The organism is Aquamicrobium aerolatum DSM 21857 (assembly GCF_900113935.1).
Classification (GTDB): Bacteria; Pseudomonadota; Alphaproteobacteria; order Rhizobiales; family Rhizobiaceae; genus Aerobium; species Aerobium aerolatum.
Window position 1 is genome coordinate 110,094 of record NZ_FORF01000002.1, and the last position, 17,268, is coordinate 127,361.

General features: G+C 59.2%; 13 protein-coding genes. 3 read left to right on the forward strand and 10 right to left on the reverse strand.

Annotated features, from left to right (window positions below):
* Positions 1 to 12: 12 nt before the first annotated feature.
* Complete coding sequence (locus BMZ42_RS02140; RefSeq protein ID WP_210185192.1) at positions 13 to 1,293, forward strand: NAD(P)/FAD-dependent oxidoreductase; 1,281 nt, start codon at positions 13 to 15, stop codon at positions 1,291 to 1,293.
* A gap of 94 nt (positions 1,294 to 1,387) precedes the next feature.
* Here the strand turns inward: BMZ42_RS02140 and BMZ42_RS02145 are convergent, their stop codons facing one another.
* The 7 genes from BMZ42_RS02145 to BMZ42_RS02175 form a co-directional block, all read right to left on the reverse strand.
* On the reverse strand, positions 1,388 to 3,535 hold the full coding sequence (locus tag BMZ42_RS02145; protein ID WP_139207825.1) for a tetratricopeptide repeat protein: 2,148 nt from the start codon (positions 3,533 to 3,535) through the stop codon (positions 1,388 to 1,390).
* Complete coding sequence (locus BMZ42_RS02150; protein ID WP_091518030.1) at positions 3,526 to 4,518, reverse strand: family 8 glycosyl hydrolase; 993 nt, start codon at positions 4,516 to 4,518, stop codon at positions 3,526 to 3,528. Before BMZ42_RS02150 ends, BMZ42_RS02145 begins: the two co-directional genes overlap by 10 nt.
* A gap of 44 nt (positions 4,519 to 4,562) precedes the next feature.
* The gene (locus BMZ42_RS02155; protein WP_175556605.1) at positions 4,563 to 6,869 is read right to left on the reverse strand and encodes a cellulose biosynthesis cyclic di-GMP-binding regulatory protein BcsB; all 2,307 of its coding nucleotides are present in this window, start codon (positions 6,867 to 6,869) and stop codon (positions 4,563 to 4,565) included.
* Positions 6,866 to 9,058 carry a UDP-forming cellulose synthase catalytic subunit gene (bcsA, locus tag BMZ42_RS02160; RefSeq protein WP_091518034.1) on the reverse strand — a complete coding sequence of 731 codons (2,193 nt, stop codon included), beginning with the start codon at positions 9,056 to 9,058 and terminating at the stop codon, positions 6,866 to 6,868. The genes BMZ42_RS02155 and bcsA overlap by 4 nt, the downstream gene beginning before the upstream one ends.
* A 139-nt stretch (positions 9,059 to 9,197) precedes the next feature.
* Positions 9,198 to 10,073: a cellulose biosynthesis protein BcsN gene (gene bcsN, locus BMZ42_RS02165; RefSeq protein WP_175556606.1), complete on the reverse strand. Its 876-nt coding sequence runs from the start codon at positions 10,071 to 10,073 to the stop codon at positions 9,198 to 9,200.
* 405 nt (positions 10,074 to 10,478) lie between these two features.
* Positions 10,479 to 11,243, reverse strand: coding sequence for an AfsR/SARP family transcriptional regulator (locus BMZ42_RS02170; protein WP_091518040.1), 765 nt, complete (start codon positions 11,241 to 11,243; stop codon positions 10,479 to 10,481).
* 495 nt (positions 11,244 to 11,738) lie between these two features.
* Positions 11,739 to 12,509 (reverse strand): helix-turn-helix transcriptional regulator, encoded by a 771-nt coding sequence (locus BMZ42_RS02175; protein ID WP_091518043.1) that lies wholly within the window; start codon positions 12,507 to 12,509, stop codon positions 11,739 to 11,741.
* A gap of 689 nt (positions 12,510 to 13,198) precedes the next feature.
* Between BMZ42_RS02175 and BMZ42_RS02185 the strand changes: the two genes are divergently transcribed.
* Positions 13,199 to 14,311, forward strand: coding sequence for a carboxynorspermidine decarboxylase (locus tag BMZ42_RS02185; protein ID WP_091518048.1), 1,113 nt, complete (start codon positions 13,199 to 13,201; stop codon positions 14,309 to 14,311).
* A 40-nt stretch (positions 14,312 to 14,351) separates the two neighbouring features.
* Positions 14,352 to 15,590 carry a saccharopine dehydrogenase family protein gene (locus BMZ42_RS02190; protein WP_091518050.1) on the forward strand — a complete coding sequence of 413 codons (1,239 nt, stop codon included), beginning with the start codon at positions 14,352 to 14,354 and terminating at the stop codon, positions 15,588 to 15,590.
* A gap of 355 nt (positions 15,591 to 15,945) precedes the next feature.
* On the opposite strand, the gene BMZ42_RS02195 is transcribed toward BMZ42_RS02190, so the two are convergent.
* Genes BMZ42_RS02195 through minD form a run of 3 tightly spaced genes read right to left on the reverse strand, consistent with a single transcriptional unit; the run spans position 15,946 to position 17,249 of the window.
* Positions 15,946 to 16,128: a hypothetical protein gene (locus BMZ42_RS02195; protein ID WP_091518424.1), complete on the reverse strand. Its 183-nt coding sequence runs from the start codon at positions 16,126 to 16,128 to the stop codon at positions 15,946 to 15,948.
* Positions 16,129 to 16,173: 45 nt separating this feature from the next.
* Positions 16,174 to 16,437 (reverse strand): cell division topological specificity factor MinE, encoded by a 264-nt coding sequence (minE, locus tag BMZ42_RS02200; RefSeq protein WP_091518052.1) that lies wholly within the window; start codon positions 16,435 to 16,437, stop codon positions 16,174 to 16,176.
* On the reverse strand, positions 16,434 to 17,249 hold the full coding sequence (gene minD / locus BMZ42_RS02205; protein ID WP_091518055.1) for a septum site-determining protein MinD: 816 nt from the start codon (positions 17,247 to 17,249) through the stop codon (positions 16,434 to 16,436). Before minD ends, minE begins: the two co-directional genes overlap by 4 nt.
* Positions 17,250 to 17,268: the final 19 nt, after the last annotated feature.

A 17,268-nucleotide genomic window follows, 5' to 3' on the forward strand; every position in this document is an offset into this window, starting at 1 on the left:
AGGACCAAAAACGTGGCATCCAAAGCAAGCGGCAATCTGTGGCGGGCTTCAAGCTCGATAATGGTAGAGGCACAGCCACTGGCGTCGAGCGTCACGGCCGATCTCGTCATCATCGGCGGTGGCTTCACCGGCAACTCAGCGGCGCTTGAAGCAGCACGACGCGGCGCTTCCGTCGTGCTGCTGGAAGCAGAAACGTTCGGACATGGCGGCTCCGGACGCAATGTCGGACTGGTCAATGCAGGCCTGTGGCTGCCCCCGCAAGACGTGATGAAGCAAATGGGTGAAGCCGCGGGGCTGAGCCTCGTCAATCGCCTCGCCGGCGCACCTGAACTGGTGTGGTCGCTGATCGAACGCGAACAGATTGACTGCGAGGCGACACCGAACGGCACCCTGCATCTTGCCCACAACGCCTCGGGCTTCCGCGATTTGCAGGAGCGTCATCGCCAAGGCGTGCAGCTTGGCGCACCCTTGCTGCTTCTGGACGCCGAAGAAACGTCACGGCGAACCGGAACCAGCGCGTTCCACGGCGCGCTGTTCGATCCGCGCGCCGGGACGATCCAGCCATTGTCCTATGCGCGCGGTCTTGCACGCGCTGCCATCAAGGCAGGTGCAAGCCTTCATGAGCGCTCGCGCGTAAGCAGCGTGATGCACGACGGCAATTGCTGGCAGGTCAAGGCCAATGGGCACACCGTCACTGCCAAATCGCTGCTTCTGGCCACCAATGCCTATTTCGATGGCCTCGACATTGCGGTTCGCCCGCAATTTGTCGGAGTGAGCTATTGCCAGTTCGCCACCGCGCCGATCCCCGAGCATCTGCGCTCGCAGATTCTGGCAGGCGGGGAAGGTTGCTGGGACACCGCATTGGTGATGTCGTCATTTCGTACCGACAAGGCAGGCCGCATGATCGTCGGCGGCATCGGAGATGCCGGCGGCGCGGGCGCTGCCATCCATGCTGGATGGGCGCGACGCAAACTGCGAAAGATCTATCCGCAACTGGCTGGTCTGGAGTTCGAACACGCCTGGCACGGGCGAATTGCCATGACCAACGATCATATTCCGAAGATCCTGAGCCTTGGTCCGTCGGCCTATGCCTGCTTCGGCTACTCCGGTCGCGGCATCGGGCCCGGCACGATGTTTGGCAAGCTGGCAGCAATCGCATTGCTGGAAAACCGCGAAGATGACTTGCCGGTAGCGCCGGTGGACAATCATAACGAGCGTCTCGCCGGTCCGCGTGCCGCCTACTACGAGACGGGCGCCGTGCTGACGCACGCGATCAACCCGCTTCCGTTCTAAAGCGCGTCGCGATCTTTCAGATTCGCTCGCGGCGCATTAGCTGCCTATTTTTAAGCATGTCTCCCGACCGGTGCCCACCGTCGGGAGGCATGCTTTAGTAGGTCTCCAGATTATTCAGCTCTGCAAGACCCTTGATGCCATCGCGGCTACCTGTTCGGGCCACCGCCTCAAAAACCCGACGCGCATCACCAAAGCGGTTCAGGCGCATATATGAATAGCCTCTCAGAACCATCAGATCGATGCGTTCCGGCGCGATCTGCGCCCGTCGATCCAGCGCCATGATCGCCTCGGCATAACGCCCTCTTTCGAATGCGCCCCGCGCGCGCTCATCAAGGATGTTGGTTTGCAGTTCGACGGCACGTTTGCCGCTCTGTGGTGCCTTGATAGCGGCAACTGCGGCGTTGTCGACCAGCCCTGCCCGCAGATAGGCCAAGCTCTGGCCATAGGCCGCATCACGCCGTGTACGCTCGTTACCGCCGCGCAACGCAACCTCGAACGCCTTCGCGGCTTCCAGAGGCCGGTCGGCATCCATCAGGCACCAGCCATGGCTGAGCGCAGCTGACGGCTGCAACCGTTCCGGATTGGTGTAGTTCGAGCAACCTCGCGCTGAACCCGTACCGCGTTTCGCGCCGCTGCCTTCGTTGGCCCGACGGGAAGATGCAGCGGGAGCAGTATTCGGCTCAACGATCCGCGCAATCGCAGGCGGGGTCACAGGGGCGGCGGTCCCGACACTCCGGCCAGCAGCACCGGCAGGGGCCGGTTCGGTTTCCGCAACTCCAACAAGCTGGATGCGTTCCGAACGTCCCGTCCACCGCTGCTTGAGCTGATCAAGCTGTGCCGTTTCGCCGAGAAGCTGATAGGTCAGCGCAAGACCATAGGCCGATGGCTCGTCGTCCGGTCCCCAGCCCAGCGCGCTCGTGAACCAGGCTTTCGCCGTTGCATGCTGCTCAAAGGCGCGGGCATACCAGCCCAACTGACGCGCCGCTTCGACATTACGGCTGCGGGCAACCTCGGCAACGATCCGGCTCAGAACCTCGCCAGACAGGAGCGGACGTGGCTCCAGACCCAGCAGATTGGCAACGGCGGCAAGATAGACCACACGCGTATCATCGCTGTCGTCGCGCCAGCGATACATCAGCTCTTCCGCATCGGCATACAGTTCTCGCTGGATCAGAACGAGCGCCAGCCCTTCGGCCGCATCGGCGGACGGCTCGGCGCTGAGCGCCATCCGGAACCATTTATCCGCTGCCTCGATGTCCTGCCGGTTGTAGTAGTACCAGCCAAGCAGCCGCGCATCGGTCGGCAATTTCTCCGTCTCGGCCAATTTTTTCAGCCGATCAAGGGTGGTGGCCGGCACGGTTGCGGACTTGTCCTCTCCTGCTTTGGCAACAGCGTTGCGAGCCAGCGTGTCACGAATTTCTGCAAACTCACCGACAGCCCCGTCCGATCGCTCCAGCGCCAGCAAATCATCAACCAAAGGCATGGGCAAAAATTGCAGCGCGTTCTGCATCGTTGCCAAACGCTCTTCCGCATCGTCACAGGTGCTCAGAATATAGCGATAGGCATCATAGGCCCGGCTATCACGGTCGGTTCGGGCAAAAGCTTCGGCAACGCGCCAAAGGACATCCACCTCGCTGCACGTCAGAAGCTGCGGGTTCTGCGAGGCAACCGAAATAACTGTCGCATACTGATCGAGATCCGATGCGTTGATCAGCCGCTCGCGCGATTCAGCAAGCGCCAGACGATCCGTCAGATCTGCCGGCGGCTGCCATCCGGGAACGCTCGCCTGTCGCTCGGCGATCTTGTGGCGCGCCTCGCTCAGACGCCCTTGTGAGTACAACTCCCATATTTCTTCCAGCGCCGCATCCGTCACCGGGGGCGTCGCAAGGGGATCTGCGGGTGGTGTCCAGCCGGGATAGAGTGCGCGAAGACGGGCAATCTCGATCTCGAGCCTGCGCGTATCGCCTTTGCGGGCGAAATAACGCAACGCGGATTCGTCAACTCCGTTTTGCGTTTCGACTGGCTGACTCGGCTTCGTCTCGACCTCGGACGTCTGGGCCAGCATCGTCGGCATCGGCTGCGGCACATCCAGCTCCGGCGTCGGCTCGGCCGATCCGGTGATCTCGTGCCAGATCTCCTGCGATCCTGCAGCGGGGAAGTAGCGCTCCTGCGCCACCACGAAGGTTCCCAGAAGCAGCGTTCCAGCACCCAGTGCGACCGTCTTGATCGACGTCATAGGCATTCGGGCCGATCCTTCCTGATATGCGCCAAAGCAAGAAGCTGAAGGGTGGCGGGATAGTACAGCGTCGGAACGAAAACACGAAGATCCTGCGGAATCCTGGTGCCATCAAGGACGCATGTCGCCAGCGCGGAAATGATGCGATAGCCGGGATCTTCGAGTTCCGCCGTCACCTGATCCGTCGTGAGATCAATCAGGGTCACGGCACCTTGGGGGCCTGTCATGCCGTCTCGCAGGCGCCGCAGCAGGTTCATGTCGCTATCCATGCTGCGCATCAGATAAAGCGGAATGCGCACGGAATTGTAGCCGAATTCGACGGGAAATCCTTCGGCCGGACGCGGTGTCGTTCCAGCGACCGACACCCAGTCCGCGGGCAAGTGGTTCTTGCCGAATGCAGCCTTGCTGATGAGCGCGGTTCCGCTTTCCGAAAGCCGTGTCCACTGATTATCGGGTGCAAGACCGGCCAGAACCGGCACGGCTTCGAAAATCCAGTAGGAAGGATTGACGACCGGCCAGTCGGGCTGATCATCCGCACCGAAGCCATGCACCCCCGGCAAAAGAAGGGTTTCGCCCTTATGGGAGAACAGCGCAGACGTTCCGAGCGCGTCGGCTATCGATCTGGCGCTTTGGGTGAAACGCGGCTCGTCCCAATCCTTGCCCGCAAGCGCCAGCGCGTAGGCGATGAGAATATCACCATCGGAAGCATTATTGACGTCGGTGATCTTCGGCGTGCCGTTCGGATCCCACTTCCATGCGGCCAGATGATCGTCACGGATCATCAACTCACGCTGCGTGAACGACCAGATACGCGCGAAATCAGGCTTGTTGCTGGCAAGAAAGGCCAATAGCAGCCCATAGCCCTGACCTTCGCTGTGCGAGATCCCCCCATTTCCGTCATCGATGACGCGCCCCTCATCGGAAACGAAGCGGTTGGAATAATCCGACCACTCGCTCGCGGTGATTTGCGCTTGTGCACCACAGACCATTGCACCCGACACCAAAAAGAACGCTGCTACAGCTGCCCGTACACTCAATTCCGCCTCCCCAAACGCGACAGCAGCATAGAAGTCGCAATGCCCAGCAAGGTGCAAGCACCTACCAAGACAAGGGAGTAAGACAGGATATTGGCAGACAGCCAATTGGCGATGATCAAACGGAAATTGCCAACCGAAAAAGGCTGCGTCTCGATGAAGCTTTGCGACGTTACCGGCAGGGCACTGATCGTCTGAAGATCTGTGTCCAGCGTTGCGAGCCGACCCGAAAGCTGGTTCCAGTTTGGAAGCCTGGTCAACGCGTTGACGCCATCGCGCAACATGGCGCTGTCCGGAGCGGTGACCAAAGTCCAGACCCCGTTGCGCGCCGGATTTGACCCCTGCGCAAGCAGCACCTGAGCGGGCTGAGACGGAACAAAAGCCGCCTCGCTCAGCGGCGCAAAGCGCAAGCTGCGCAAGTTGAGGTCGAACGTTCGCTGCAGCCAGTCATCGATTTCGCTCATCCAGGTGCTTTGTTCCATCTGGCGTCGCCATGCTTCCGCATCGATCTGGGTCGCATCCGCACCACCCGGCGCGCGTCCGTGCGACGTTCCCCAGAAGCTGCGGCTTTCCTCGGAAACATTCACCTGCCCCAGCACTGTAGACGGGATTGCACTGATCGAACCGACAAAGATTGCATCCCGGTCGCGCGTTGCATCGATCGAGTTGGTGAAGGTAACCGGGAAGGCGCGCCCGGCGCTGATTGCCATGCGCGCCAGAAGATCAGCCGTCACCGAAAGGCTCGCCGCATCATTGCGCTCCAGGAAGATCGGTACGTGATCTTTCGACTGGCCAAATGGATAGCCGGTGCCGCCCAGCGCAGCGAGGTTCGGACGCTGGCCGATACGGGCGAAGGCCGGCACCACAAAACGCGACGTGCTGAATATTGCAAAGCGCGGCTCATCACCGGGACCGGCCACAGCAAGGCAAGCCTCATCTTCCGCACTGGCAAGATCGGCAACGATGGCCACCTCGTTGAGACCAGGCTTGAAATGACGTGTCGTCAGACGGATCGGCACCTGCTTGAGAAGCGCCCCGCGTGTCTCGTTGAGCGGCATCGACACGGCGATGGAACCGTTGATGTAGACGTTGACAAGACTTCCGGGCAGCACGTTGGGCGCATACGCAGCGTCGAGCAGGATCTTGGCTTCACCGTAGGAGTCCGCGTAGTAGTCGGCCGGAATAGCGAACTGGAAACCCGTCGTGAAGCGTCGGCCGGAAAACTGTTGCGACTGCACACCCAGTTCGCTGAACGTCAATTCGCGCGCGCCATAGATCATCGGCGCGTTCGGTGTCTGCCATGTCTCGGTGACGAGAGCCTGACGCTGCGTACCCGCGACCCGGTCGACAGGCGCCAATAGCTGATCAAGCGCAGACAGCCATTCGGAACGGCTGCGTCCACTGATGACAAAGGTCGGCGCGCCTCCGCGGCGCTCGGTGAACCCGGCGACCGGCCCGTCCTCACCCTTAGTGCGGAGATTGATACCCAGCGGCTCAAGCTCTTCGTTCGTACCCAGGAAAACAAAAAGGGAGGCGTTGTCCTGCGCCGACGACGGGGCAGCTTCGACCACATAGTTCAGGTCCGGCAATGGGACATGAAGTGCAATCGCCTGCGCAAGTTTCATGATGTCGGCACCGATATCGCCCCGCGCCATGCCTGGCGCAACTATCGCGATCGTCGCCTTGCCGGTTGGATCAGGCGCAATCGTGCGCAGATCATCAACGGTCGAGAGCTTTTGCGAATTCTCGTCAGTGCTGGTCAGAAATGTCTGTGCCGCCTTGATCGTGGTCCACAATTCATAGGTTGACTGGATCGTGCAGTCAGTGCGGTGGCGCTGGTTCACGCGCAGGGAAAATTCGTTTCGCCCGGCGCGCAGCAGCCCTGACGGGATCTCCGCTTCAAGATTGGTAACCCCCTCCGCAGACCGGATGGACGTCTCGATAACCGTCGCATCGTTGAGCAGCACCTGCAGGCGAGACGCCTCCGGCGCAACGACGACGGCATTGCTGTAACCAAGGTGCAGACGAACGGGAGCCGCAGCCTGCTGTTCAGTGAGGTGGATGATCCAGCTGCGGGACGCGTTTTCGCCGCGCAAGGAAAGATCTCCACTGGGAAGCAAGCCCCGACGGAATTCTTTCGGCAGAGCTGACGGGGCTTCCGCAGCCGGCTGCGCAACACCCTCGGATGCTTCTGGAACGACAGCGGGCGCTGGCCGCTCCGGCGCCATATCGAAGGGCATCGACTGCGCGCATAGATTGGTCAGCGACAAAATCAGCACAAGGGACGCAAGCAAGGAGCGGATCATGGCCGCGCCCCGCTTGGCTGTGCTCCGGCCTTTTTCTCCGGCGTGCGGATATCGCGCACCAGATACACAAGACCACGCCATGTCTGATAAAATGCCAGCCGCAGGAACCAGACGGTGCCGACGACCACGCCCGGATTGCGTCGACGCGACTGCTGAAACTGCGACCACTGATCTGCATTGGCAAAGATCAGATCAGCGACAAGCCGATGATGTTCCGGCGCCGATCGAACATACTGGCATCCAAGCGTCAGGGAATCGCCTTCCTTGACCTTGCTTCGCACCGACACCGGGAGCGTGCCGGGTGCTCCACCGGATAGCGGCTGGATGCGGATCGAAGAATGGCCGTCAGCAATCATCTGGTCGGCCTCGCCGCCATAAACCCGGATCCGCGCCCCGTTGACGGAAACGTCCTCGATCATCGCCGGCAGCCAACGATCCCCACCGCCGAATTCGCAACGCCGGTTGATCCGGATACGCCGTGTGCTGGACCATTCGCGCCGCTCCGACACGACGCCCAGCGCACAGCCGGCAAGAATGAGGTTAAGCAGGTTCCAGCCCGCAACGACAAGTGTCACGTCGGCCTTCCACGGCTCCGAATAAAGCCGCCAGACCGAAACCCCCACGGCAAACAGCAAAACCGCGAAGATGACGAAAAACGGCCGACTGAGCTCCGACAGGCGACTGGTCGACATCGTTTCGTCCTTGGCAGTCACCTTGAAGGTGGGCTTGCGCGGATTGAGCACCACCGAAACGATGGCCGGAAGCAGGTGAACCGACTGGATATATTCGTAAAGCTCAGAAATCCACGGCCAGCGGAAACGACCATAGAGGTAGTTCTGCATCATCAGGTTCACAGCCATATAGCTCAGCGTGTAGGCGAAAAACTCGCCGCCGGATGCCGTGAACATCTGGAGACCAAAGAACAGATAACCAAGCGGTGCAAACAGAAAGATCGTGCGTGGAAAGGGGAAAAGCCAAAACAGCGTCGAAGACATGTAGCAGAGACGCTGCGGCAGGGTGAGGCCGCGCTTGAGTGGCGGAAATCTGAAGCGAAGGATCTGCATCATGCCCTGCGCCCAGCGACTGCGCTGGCCGATGAAGCTTGCAAACGATGCCGGCTGCAGACCCGCGATCAGCGGCTTGTCGACATAAACGCTCTTCCAGCCGCGCGCATGCAATTCCAGCGCCGTCTCACAGTCTTCCGTAATCGAGATGCCGGAAAACCCATTCGTGTCGCCGAGCGCTTCACGGCTCAGAACCGCAGCGGAGCCGCAGAAGAACGAAGCGTTCCATTTGTCCAGACCACGCTGAATGATGCCGTAGAACATCTCGTTCTCGGAGGGCATCGTTTCGAAGGTGCGCAGATTTCGCTCAAGCGGATCGGGGTTGAGGAAGAAGTGCGGCGTCTGCACCAGGAAAAGCTTCGGGTCTTCCTTGAAATAGCCGACGGTTTCCCGCAGGAAACTACGCGTTGGAGCATGGTCAGCGTCAAAAACGGCGATCAGTTCGCCCGAAGAATGGGCAAGCCCGTTGTTGAGGTTTCCGGCCTTTGCATGTTCATTGCGTTCGCGGGTTAGATAATTTGCGCCCAGATCAGCGCAAAGCTGCTGCAACTCGACATGCCTCTGCAAAGCGGCCTGCGCTGCCAGAACATCCTGTGAATTGCGCTTCTGGACCGTGCCGCCATCGTCGAGCAACCAGACCGTGAGGCGGTCTGAAGGATAGTCCATGGCTCGGGCCGCGGCGATCGTGTCGGCCAGAAGAGATGCTTCCTCGTTATAGCTGGGAATGAACACGTCAACATGGGGCAGATCTTCATCGCCGACAATCACAGGCGTGCGAGACGGGAGCGGCTTTGCGACGATGAAAAGGCTGAGGAACAGCATGAACACGCTGTACATTTCAGCCAGATAAAGCAGCAGGCCAGGAATGAAATTCTCCAGCTGCGTGACCGGCGGAATGGTGCTGGTCGTGCGCCAGTAGACATAACGAAGGACCAGTGCGGTTCCCAGCGCAAGACCGACCAGTCGCCACGCGCCATCCAGCCCCAGGAGTTTAACAAAGATCATGAGCGTCAGGACAACGCCACCAACGACGAGATGAGTCTGCAGGTTGATTGGCAGCGACACGATCAAGATAGTGCCGATCGCCAAAATCGCCCAAATCACACCAGCAAAAAGTTTTCCCATTTCCGCCTCTTCACCTGCAGCGTTGGATCGCCGAACGACCGCTATCTAAATAATTTGTCGGCCGCGAAGTTCGTCTGGCTAATGGCCTAAGTCACTCAAACCTGAACGGCTGGTAAATATCTCGTACGCCCTCTCGCTCTCAGTCCGACGGTGGCGGCGGCACAACCGGTGTCGCCTGTGAAGATGATGCGGCAGAAGAAGGTGGCAACGGGACGATCGGCGCGTTAGCGGGAACAGGTGGCGGAGCCACGCGCACTTCCGGCGCTGAAGCCACAGTCGGGCGCGGGACAGCCGGCCTTGCCGTTGGCAGAACCTCAACGGGGGACGATGCGGAAAGCACCGCCGAACCGGCGAGGCCATATGGATGGATCGGCTGGCCTGTCATGCCAAGGCGCGAATCGGCCGCCGGCAACACGCCATAAGGGTTCCAGCCATAGCCGCCCATCGCCGCGTTGATCGTATAGCCATACATGATCGCGAGAAGCCCTTCCTCCGTCGCGTTTGTCTGGCACAGACGCAGCCTGACCTGTACCGAGCCCCGCGCGCGGAACGTGCCCTCGGTACGCATCGGTGCGATGCGCTGCCACGCGTAGAGACAAAGATCGTTCGTACCGCTCCTGCCGGTGGCATAGCCGAACGGGCCGTAACTGTTTTGTGCAAAAAGCGGTGAGCGGGCCATTGCGATGCCCGGCAGAACGCGGCGCATCTCGCGCGCGATCGATCCCTCTGTGGGCTGCAGATCGGCAAGCGTCGTCTCGCCACCATCCGCACCGACCGGCCCGAAAAACTGAACCCGCAACGTGTTTTGGCCTGCTGTGGTGGCGACCGTGGACAGGATGATGTCCTGCTGGATTGCGTTGGCGAAGCGGCGTTCAACGACACTGACGACAGACGGTCCACCGGGAGGCGGTAGCGCAAGCGCATCCTGTGCATCTGTTTCCAACGACAGCGACGATCGCTCAAGCTTGGCGACCGGTTGGGCACAGGCGGTCAGTAGCAAACCAGCAGCCGCCAACGCTATCACTTTTCCGGCGAAAGCGCGGCAAATGGATATGTCAGATCGCGTCGGCATCGGTCTTGGCCATCCCCGCAAATCAGTTTCGGCCCCCGACTCAACTTCTAGCCCGGTCTGAGCCTTCACGGAAGACGGCTTGGCCCCAGCAGGCGACAAACCGAAAAGACTGGGCGATGTGTTGTAGGAAAATTCCCGAATCATGGCGTTTCAACTACGGTAGCTGCCCTCTTGCCTAACAGCATTCGTAGTTAACAAACCCTTACGATCGCGATGGGCTCTCCCGGTGAAAGACATGCGGATCGGTCGGTCGGGATCTGGAAAACAAGGCTTCTGACGCGCCAGCGAGCTGCCGCCGCAGGATTGGAAGCAGCAGCACTGGATCGGGCCAGCGCTACGTCGCCTCGATCACGAACGCGCCTGATCCGCCAGCAATTGCGCGTAGAGAGACCGTGTCTTGTGCGAGATCGCCACGCCAAACTCCTTCATCAGATATTGCTCGCATTTGGCGTAGATCTGACGCAATCGGGCGTAATCGCCATTATCGGCCGCTTCCCTCATCAAGGTCTGGAAAGCCTGTTCGTTGCCGGGGTCAATCGACAGCAGCTTGCGCGCGCATTTGCTCCGCAGCTGCGAAGACAATGTTCCGCCAGCACCAAGAGATTCTGCAAGCTTGGCAATGACACTTTCGCGCAGAAGAACCCGTTGTTCGGTCAGCCAATCCTCAAATTCCGCGCCTGATTCCGGAATGTCTGCGAGCAGGTCTCCATTGTAGAGCCTGCAAACATCTGCAAGCGCCACCTCCCCCTCCCGGGAGAGCGCCTTGAGCAACTCATACAGATCCCACTCAATACCGCTCACATCGAGACGGACCAGGGTGAAACTCGCTTCCACAAGGCGAAATCGATGCTCATCCTGAAAGCGGCGGATACGAGCAAGGCTCTGGCGCAGATTGGCGGCTGCCTGTTCGTGATGCGCATCCGGCCAGAAAAGCGCTGCCAGACGTTGCCGGGAAATAGTCACGTTATTTCCAGACAGCAGGATGAAGGTTGCCGTGCGAAAAAGATTGGATGGAATGGCTGACGCGACTCCTCCATGAACCTCAACGCTGCAAACTCCCAAAGTCGAGAAGATGACCCGTTCACCAACTGGAGCGACTTCAATCTCTGTCATGCCTTGTCACCAACTCAGCGCTGCCCCCAGCCTCTCCTATAAACGTTCGAGTAGATAATTAGTTCTCCACTATACCTTGTTTTGTGAAATTCAGGAAACAAATTCCAACAATACTTGATCTTCTCTGCGTTTTGCAAAGTGGTTCCTTCAAGTGAAACATTTTCATTTCTTAACTCAACATGAGAACAGATCATGCCTACCCCTCACCCCACCCTCAATGGCAGCTTCAATCGAGACGAAGACAGCCTGACTCATTGCTCTCTCGAGACGTCCTGATGTCCGATGCGAGGGCTGCACTGGCCACAAATGCGGATATGCCATCGCAGCCATGGCTGCGATGGATCAATCCATTGGCCTGCTCCCCTGATGAGCGCCACATTGGGCCGCGACGGCAGCGCTCGTTGCGAAGTTTTCCGGTTACGCAACGAGCGCTGTCTATTGTGTCAGTCGGGATTTCCCCTCAACTGCATCGCAGCCTGTCTCAGCAGCCGACCTTTATGGCGCGGCGAGATGTGACCTGTTGCCGGATGGAAGCAGCGACGGCGATCGCCCTCCCCGACGCAGGGTTGCGGCTGCCTGCGTTCGGTTGCTGACACGCAGTTTCGCCAAAAGATTGTGCACATGCACTTTCACGGTGTGTTCGGAAAGTGCCATTTTGTGCGCGATCAGCTTGTTTTGATAACCCTCGGACAGCAACTCCAGCGTCTCACGTTCCCGAGCAGTCAGGAGCGAAAGATAGGCTTGGCACTCGCTGTCAGGCGCATGGTCGGAGAGCGTCAGGCTCTCGGCGTTACTGTTGAAAACCGAGGCTTCGGGCGAAGGCCTGCGAGTGCTGACCGGATAGTATTCGCCTCCACTGATCAAAAGCGACACCGCAGCAAGCCAAATATCCAGCTTGAGGGTAAGCGGCAAAATCCCCTGGATCTTCTGGGTGGCAAACAGATCATTGCAGCGGCTGGTAATCGACTCACAATCGTCGACAAGCAGTCCTATCGCGATTTCGGGGTTTGCAGCGCGGTACGCTTCGATCTCATCGCGAGCGTCGACTTCCGCCATTTCATGAAACAGCACCAGTTGAACGTCTGGTTCTATTTCGGCTGTGCCGCGCGAATTTTCACGCACTTGCGCGATGCATCCCCGCAGCCGTTCTTCAAGCGTGTTTGCGAGACTTTGATAAAGCGTCCCGCTTTTTGACACCACAATCAGTACCTTTAATGTCCGCCCTTCGCTCTGGATGCCCCCCCGGACGCCTCCTTCTACGCTCATGCGACTACTCCCACTTTACACGTCTAGATCGTTGCCCCGACCCCTCTTGGTAATAAATCGTTTAGTATTCGATCGACCCTAACACTCAGAGCGTGACACAAACGTGATAGCCCAAATGGATCACATCTTTTGGATCAGGGGATTACGCCGCGGTGATACCATCTGCAAAAAAGCAGATCGTTTTGCCGATGCACGCGACCAGCCTTCTGCCGACCGCCAAGGGCGAAATTGGCGATACGAAAACGATGTTGCGGGTGTTGAGGTTCCTGAGCGGGATGGTATAAGGCCAGCCTGTGTTACTGATGCAGGTTTCATCTGCTGGTTGGGGAGGACGCCATGATGTGCGACGGCCTCTTCCAATTGGGGATGGGCCCAGTCGTACTGGACGCCACCCAAACGGAAGATCATTCAGGCACACGGCCCCTATGGGCACGTGATGTCAATTTCCGTACGCGCGATCACCGCGCGGGTGTTCTGATGCGCGTGACAATGCCGCCATTCACCAGACGTCGAAAACGGTACGGCACGCAAGTGCTGATGACTTCGGCGGAAGCCTGATTGTCATCCCCTTGTGAGGATGACGCTTTAATTGCCATCAGCTTTACATCGCTTGCGAGCATGATCGGCTCGACGAAACACTGATTTGTTCTCTATCGCCGGCCACGGCCTGCAGTAACCACGGTACAACGATGTCTCAGCACAACGAACTGCGCACGCCCTACTATCTCATCGACAAGAGCAAGCTGCTCGACAATATGCGCAAGATCGATCAGGTCCGCGAAAAATCCGGTGCCAAGGCGTTGCTGGCGCTGAAATGTTTTGCGACATGGTCGGTGTTCGACCTGATGCGCGAGCACATGGACGGAACCACATCGTCGTCGCTGAACGAGGTCCGCCTCGGTCGCCAGCGCTTCGGCAAGGAAACGCATGCCTATTCCGTTGCCTGGGCCGACCATGAAATCGACGAGGCGGTGTCCTACGCCGACAAGATCATCTTCAACTCGATCCAGCAGCTTGAACGTTTCGGGGACAATGCGTCCGGCATCGTGCGTGGCCTGCGCCTCAATCCGGGCGTCAGCTCCTCGACCTTCGATCTTGCCGACCCTGCCCGCCCCTTCAGCCGCCTCGGCGAATGGGATCAGGAAAAGGTGCTGCCGGTGATGGACCAGATCAGCGGTTTCATGATCCACAACAACTGCGAGAATTCGGATTTTGCGCTGTTCGACCGCATGCTCAGCCAGATCGAAGAGCGTTTCGGTGAATTGCTCAAGCGCGCCGAATGGGTGAGCCTTGGCGGCGGCATCCATTTTACCGGCGACAATTACCCGATCGACGATTTCTGCGCCCGCCTGAAGGCGTTTTCGCAAAAATTCGGCGTACAGGTCTATCTGGAGCCGGGTGAGGCTTCGATCACCAATTCGACGACGCTGGAAGTGACGGTCCTCGACACGCTGTTCAACGGCAAGCATCTTGCGGTCGTCGACTCGTCAATCGAAGCGCATCTGCTGGACCTGCTGATCTACCGCGAGAACGCGCGGATCCTGCCCAATTCCGGCGACCATGAAATCATGATCTGCGGCAAGTCGTGCCTCGCCGGCGATATTTTCGGCACCTTCCGCTTCCCCGAACCGCTGAAAGTCGGCGACCGCATCTCGGTGCAGGACACCGCCGGCTACACCATGGTCAAGAAGAACTGGTTCAACGGCGTCGCGATGCCCGCCATCGCCATTCGCGAACTTGATGGATCGATCCGCACGGTTCGCGAGTTCGGTTACGACGACTATGAAAGCAGCCTTTCCTGAGTTTCATCCCATCATCACAGACACGGAGTATCCCCACGGAATGAAAAAGAATGTCCTCATCATCGGCGCCGGCGGTGTGGCGCAGGTCGTCGCGCATAAATGCGCACAGAACAACGACGTGCTCGGCGATATCACTATCGCGTCGCGTACGCTTGAGAAGTGCGAGGCAATCGTCGCTTCCGTCCGTGAGAAGAATGCGCTCAAGGTCGATGGCAAGCTCGAAGCTCATGCGCTCGACGCGATGGATGTGGAAGCAACCAAGGCGCTGATCACCAAGACCGGCGCGCAGATCGTCATCAATGTCGGCTCGCCGTTTCTCAACATGTCGGTGATGTCGGCCTGCATCGAAACCGGTGCGGCCTATATCGACACGGCGATCCACGAAGATCCGATGAAGATCTGCGAGACGCCGCCATGGTACGCGAACTACGAGTGGAAGCGCCGCGAGGAATGCGAGAAGGCAGGCGTCACCGCCATTCTCGGCGCCGGCTTCGATCCGGGCGTCGTCAATGCCTATGCCAAGCTCGCCTATGACGAATATTTCGACAAGATCGAGTCCATCGACATCGTCGATATCAACGCCGGCGATCATGGCCGCTATTTTGCCACCAACTTCGACCCGGAAATCAATTTCCGCGAATTTACCGGTCAGGTCTGGACGTGGCAGAACAATGAATGGACCTCCAACAAGATGTTCGAGGTTGGCAAGGAATGGGACCTACCCGTCGTCGGCAAGCGCAAGGCCTACCTGACCGGCCATGACGAAGTGCATTCGCTGTCGCACATCCTCAAGGTTCCGACCGTGCGCTTCTGGATGGGCTTCGGCGATCACTACATCAACGTCTTCACCGTTCTGAAAAATCTCGGCCTGTTGTCCGAGCAGCCGGTCCTGACGGCGGAAGGCCAGGAAGTCATCCCGCTGAAAGTGGTCAAGGCGGTGCTGCCCGATCCGGGTTCGCTCGCGCCAGACTATACCGGCAAGACCTGCATCGGCGATCTGGTGAAGGGCGTGAAGGACGGCAAGGAACGCGAAGTCTTCATCTACAACGTGGCGGATCACAAGGAAGCGTTCGAGGAAGTCGGCTCGCAGGGCATCTCCTACACTGCCGGCGTCCCGGCCGTCGCTGCTGCGATGCTGATTGCAACCGGCGAGTGGGACGTCAAGAAGATGGCCAACGTCGAAGAGCTGCCGGCGCAGCCTTTCCTTGGCCTTCTGAACAAGATCGGCCTGCCGACCCGCATCAAGGACGAGAACGGCGACCGCGCGCTCGAGTTCTGATCGGATTGCGAATCTGACGAAGAAAGCCCGGCCATCGAACGCCGGGCTTTTTTTGGCCAGCGCAAAATTGCGATGATGCGCCTCCCGTTCGGGCGGTCAGTCAGATGGTGTAGGTTCGGAAAGAAACGCCCGATCCGCTCGGCATGGGAATGCCTGCATTACAGATCGGACAGAAGCCAGACGTGATGGCGACGTCGCCGGTTGCGTCGAAACGCAACACCTGACGGTTTCACTTCGCTGCGCCACCACGGCAGAATACGCCGTGGTGAGCACATCATGATCGTCGCAGGCGGAAGACAAGCACCCGATCCGCGAACAACCGCGTCCTGATCGAGACGAGAGAACGCTTCCGGAGCTATCGCCCGATTTCACCTGCTTGCCTGGCTGCGGCGGCGCGAACGGCGCCCTCGCATACTTCCACATGCTTTGCCAGAGCCGCGGTAGACAGCATCGCACTCACGGTCGTGATGTCGCGCTGGCTATGGGTCGGCGTCTGCTGCAGTTCCTTGAGACGTTCGAGGAGTGTGAGTCGGCTCATTGAGACCTTCCTTTCTTTCTTCGACCGCATTGTCGGTGGGCGCTGTCAGGCGGCCCGCTTTTTTCCATCAAATGGAATCTCGATATCGACAGCGAGGGTGGAGACCTGAGCCCCGCGTTCCATCTTGACGCTGACTTTCTCCCTGTCGATTTGCATGTGCTTGGCGATGACCGCCATGATCTCGTCGCGCAATGCCGTCACGAGATCGGATTCGTCACCATTGGTACGCTCATGGGCGAGCAGAACCTGCAAGCGCTCGCGCGCTGCGGGTGCCGATGGTGTTCTGGTAAAGAAACGGAAGATGCTCATGCCGCTTTCCTCCCGAAAAGCTTGCCAAAGAAGCCCCGCTTTTCCCCTGGAACTGACACCGAAACGGTTTCGCCGTTGAGGCGACGCGCCGCGTCGAAATATGCCTTTGCAGGCGCGCTCTGACCATCGGCCAATGTCACCGGCGCCCCAAGGTTTGACGCGCGCAGCACATCCATGCTTTCCGGAATGATCCCCAGAAGCGGGATCGAAAGGATTTCGAGGACGTCATCGACCTTCAGCATGTCGCCACGATCGGCACGCGCAGGATCGTAACGGGTCAGAAGCAGGTGCTTTTCCATTTCCGCGCCGGCTTCCGCCTTCAACGTCTTGGAATCCAGCAACCCGATGATCCGGTCGGAGTCACGGACCGAAGAGACTTCCGGATTGGTGACGACAATCGCAACATCGGCATGACGCATGGCAAGGGTCGCGCCGCGCTCGATGCCGGCAGGGCTGTCGCAGATGACCCAGTCAAACGCCTTCTTGAGCGCCGTGATGACTGTCTCGACACCTTCTTCGGTGAGATTGTCCTTGTCGCGCGTCTGCGACGCCGGCAGCAGGTAGAGGTTCTCGAGACGCTTGTCCCGGATCAGGGCCTGCGTCAGCTTGGCCTCGCCCTTGATCACGTTGACAAGATCGTAAACGACCCTGCGCTCTGCGCCCATGACCAGATCAAGGTTGCGCAAGCCAACGTCAAAGTCGACGACGACCACCTTGGCACCGCCCTGCGCCAGAGCAGCTCCCAAAGCGGCGCTGGACGTGGTCTTGCCCACGCCGCCTTTGCCCGATGTGACTACAAGTACCTTGCCCATCTTTCTCTCCTGTGTTTGC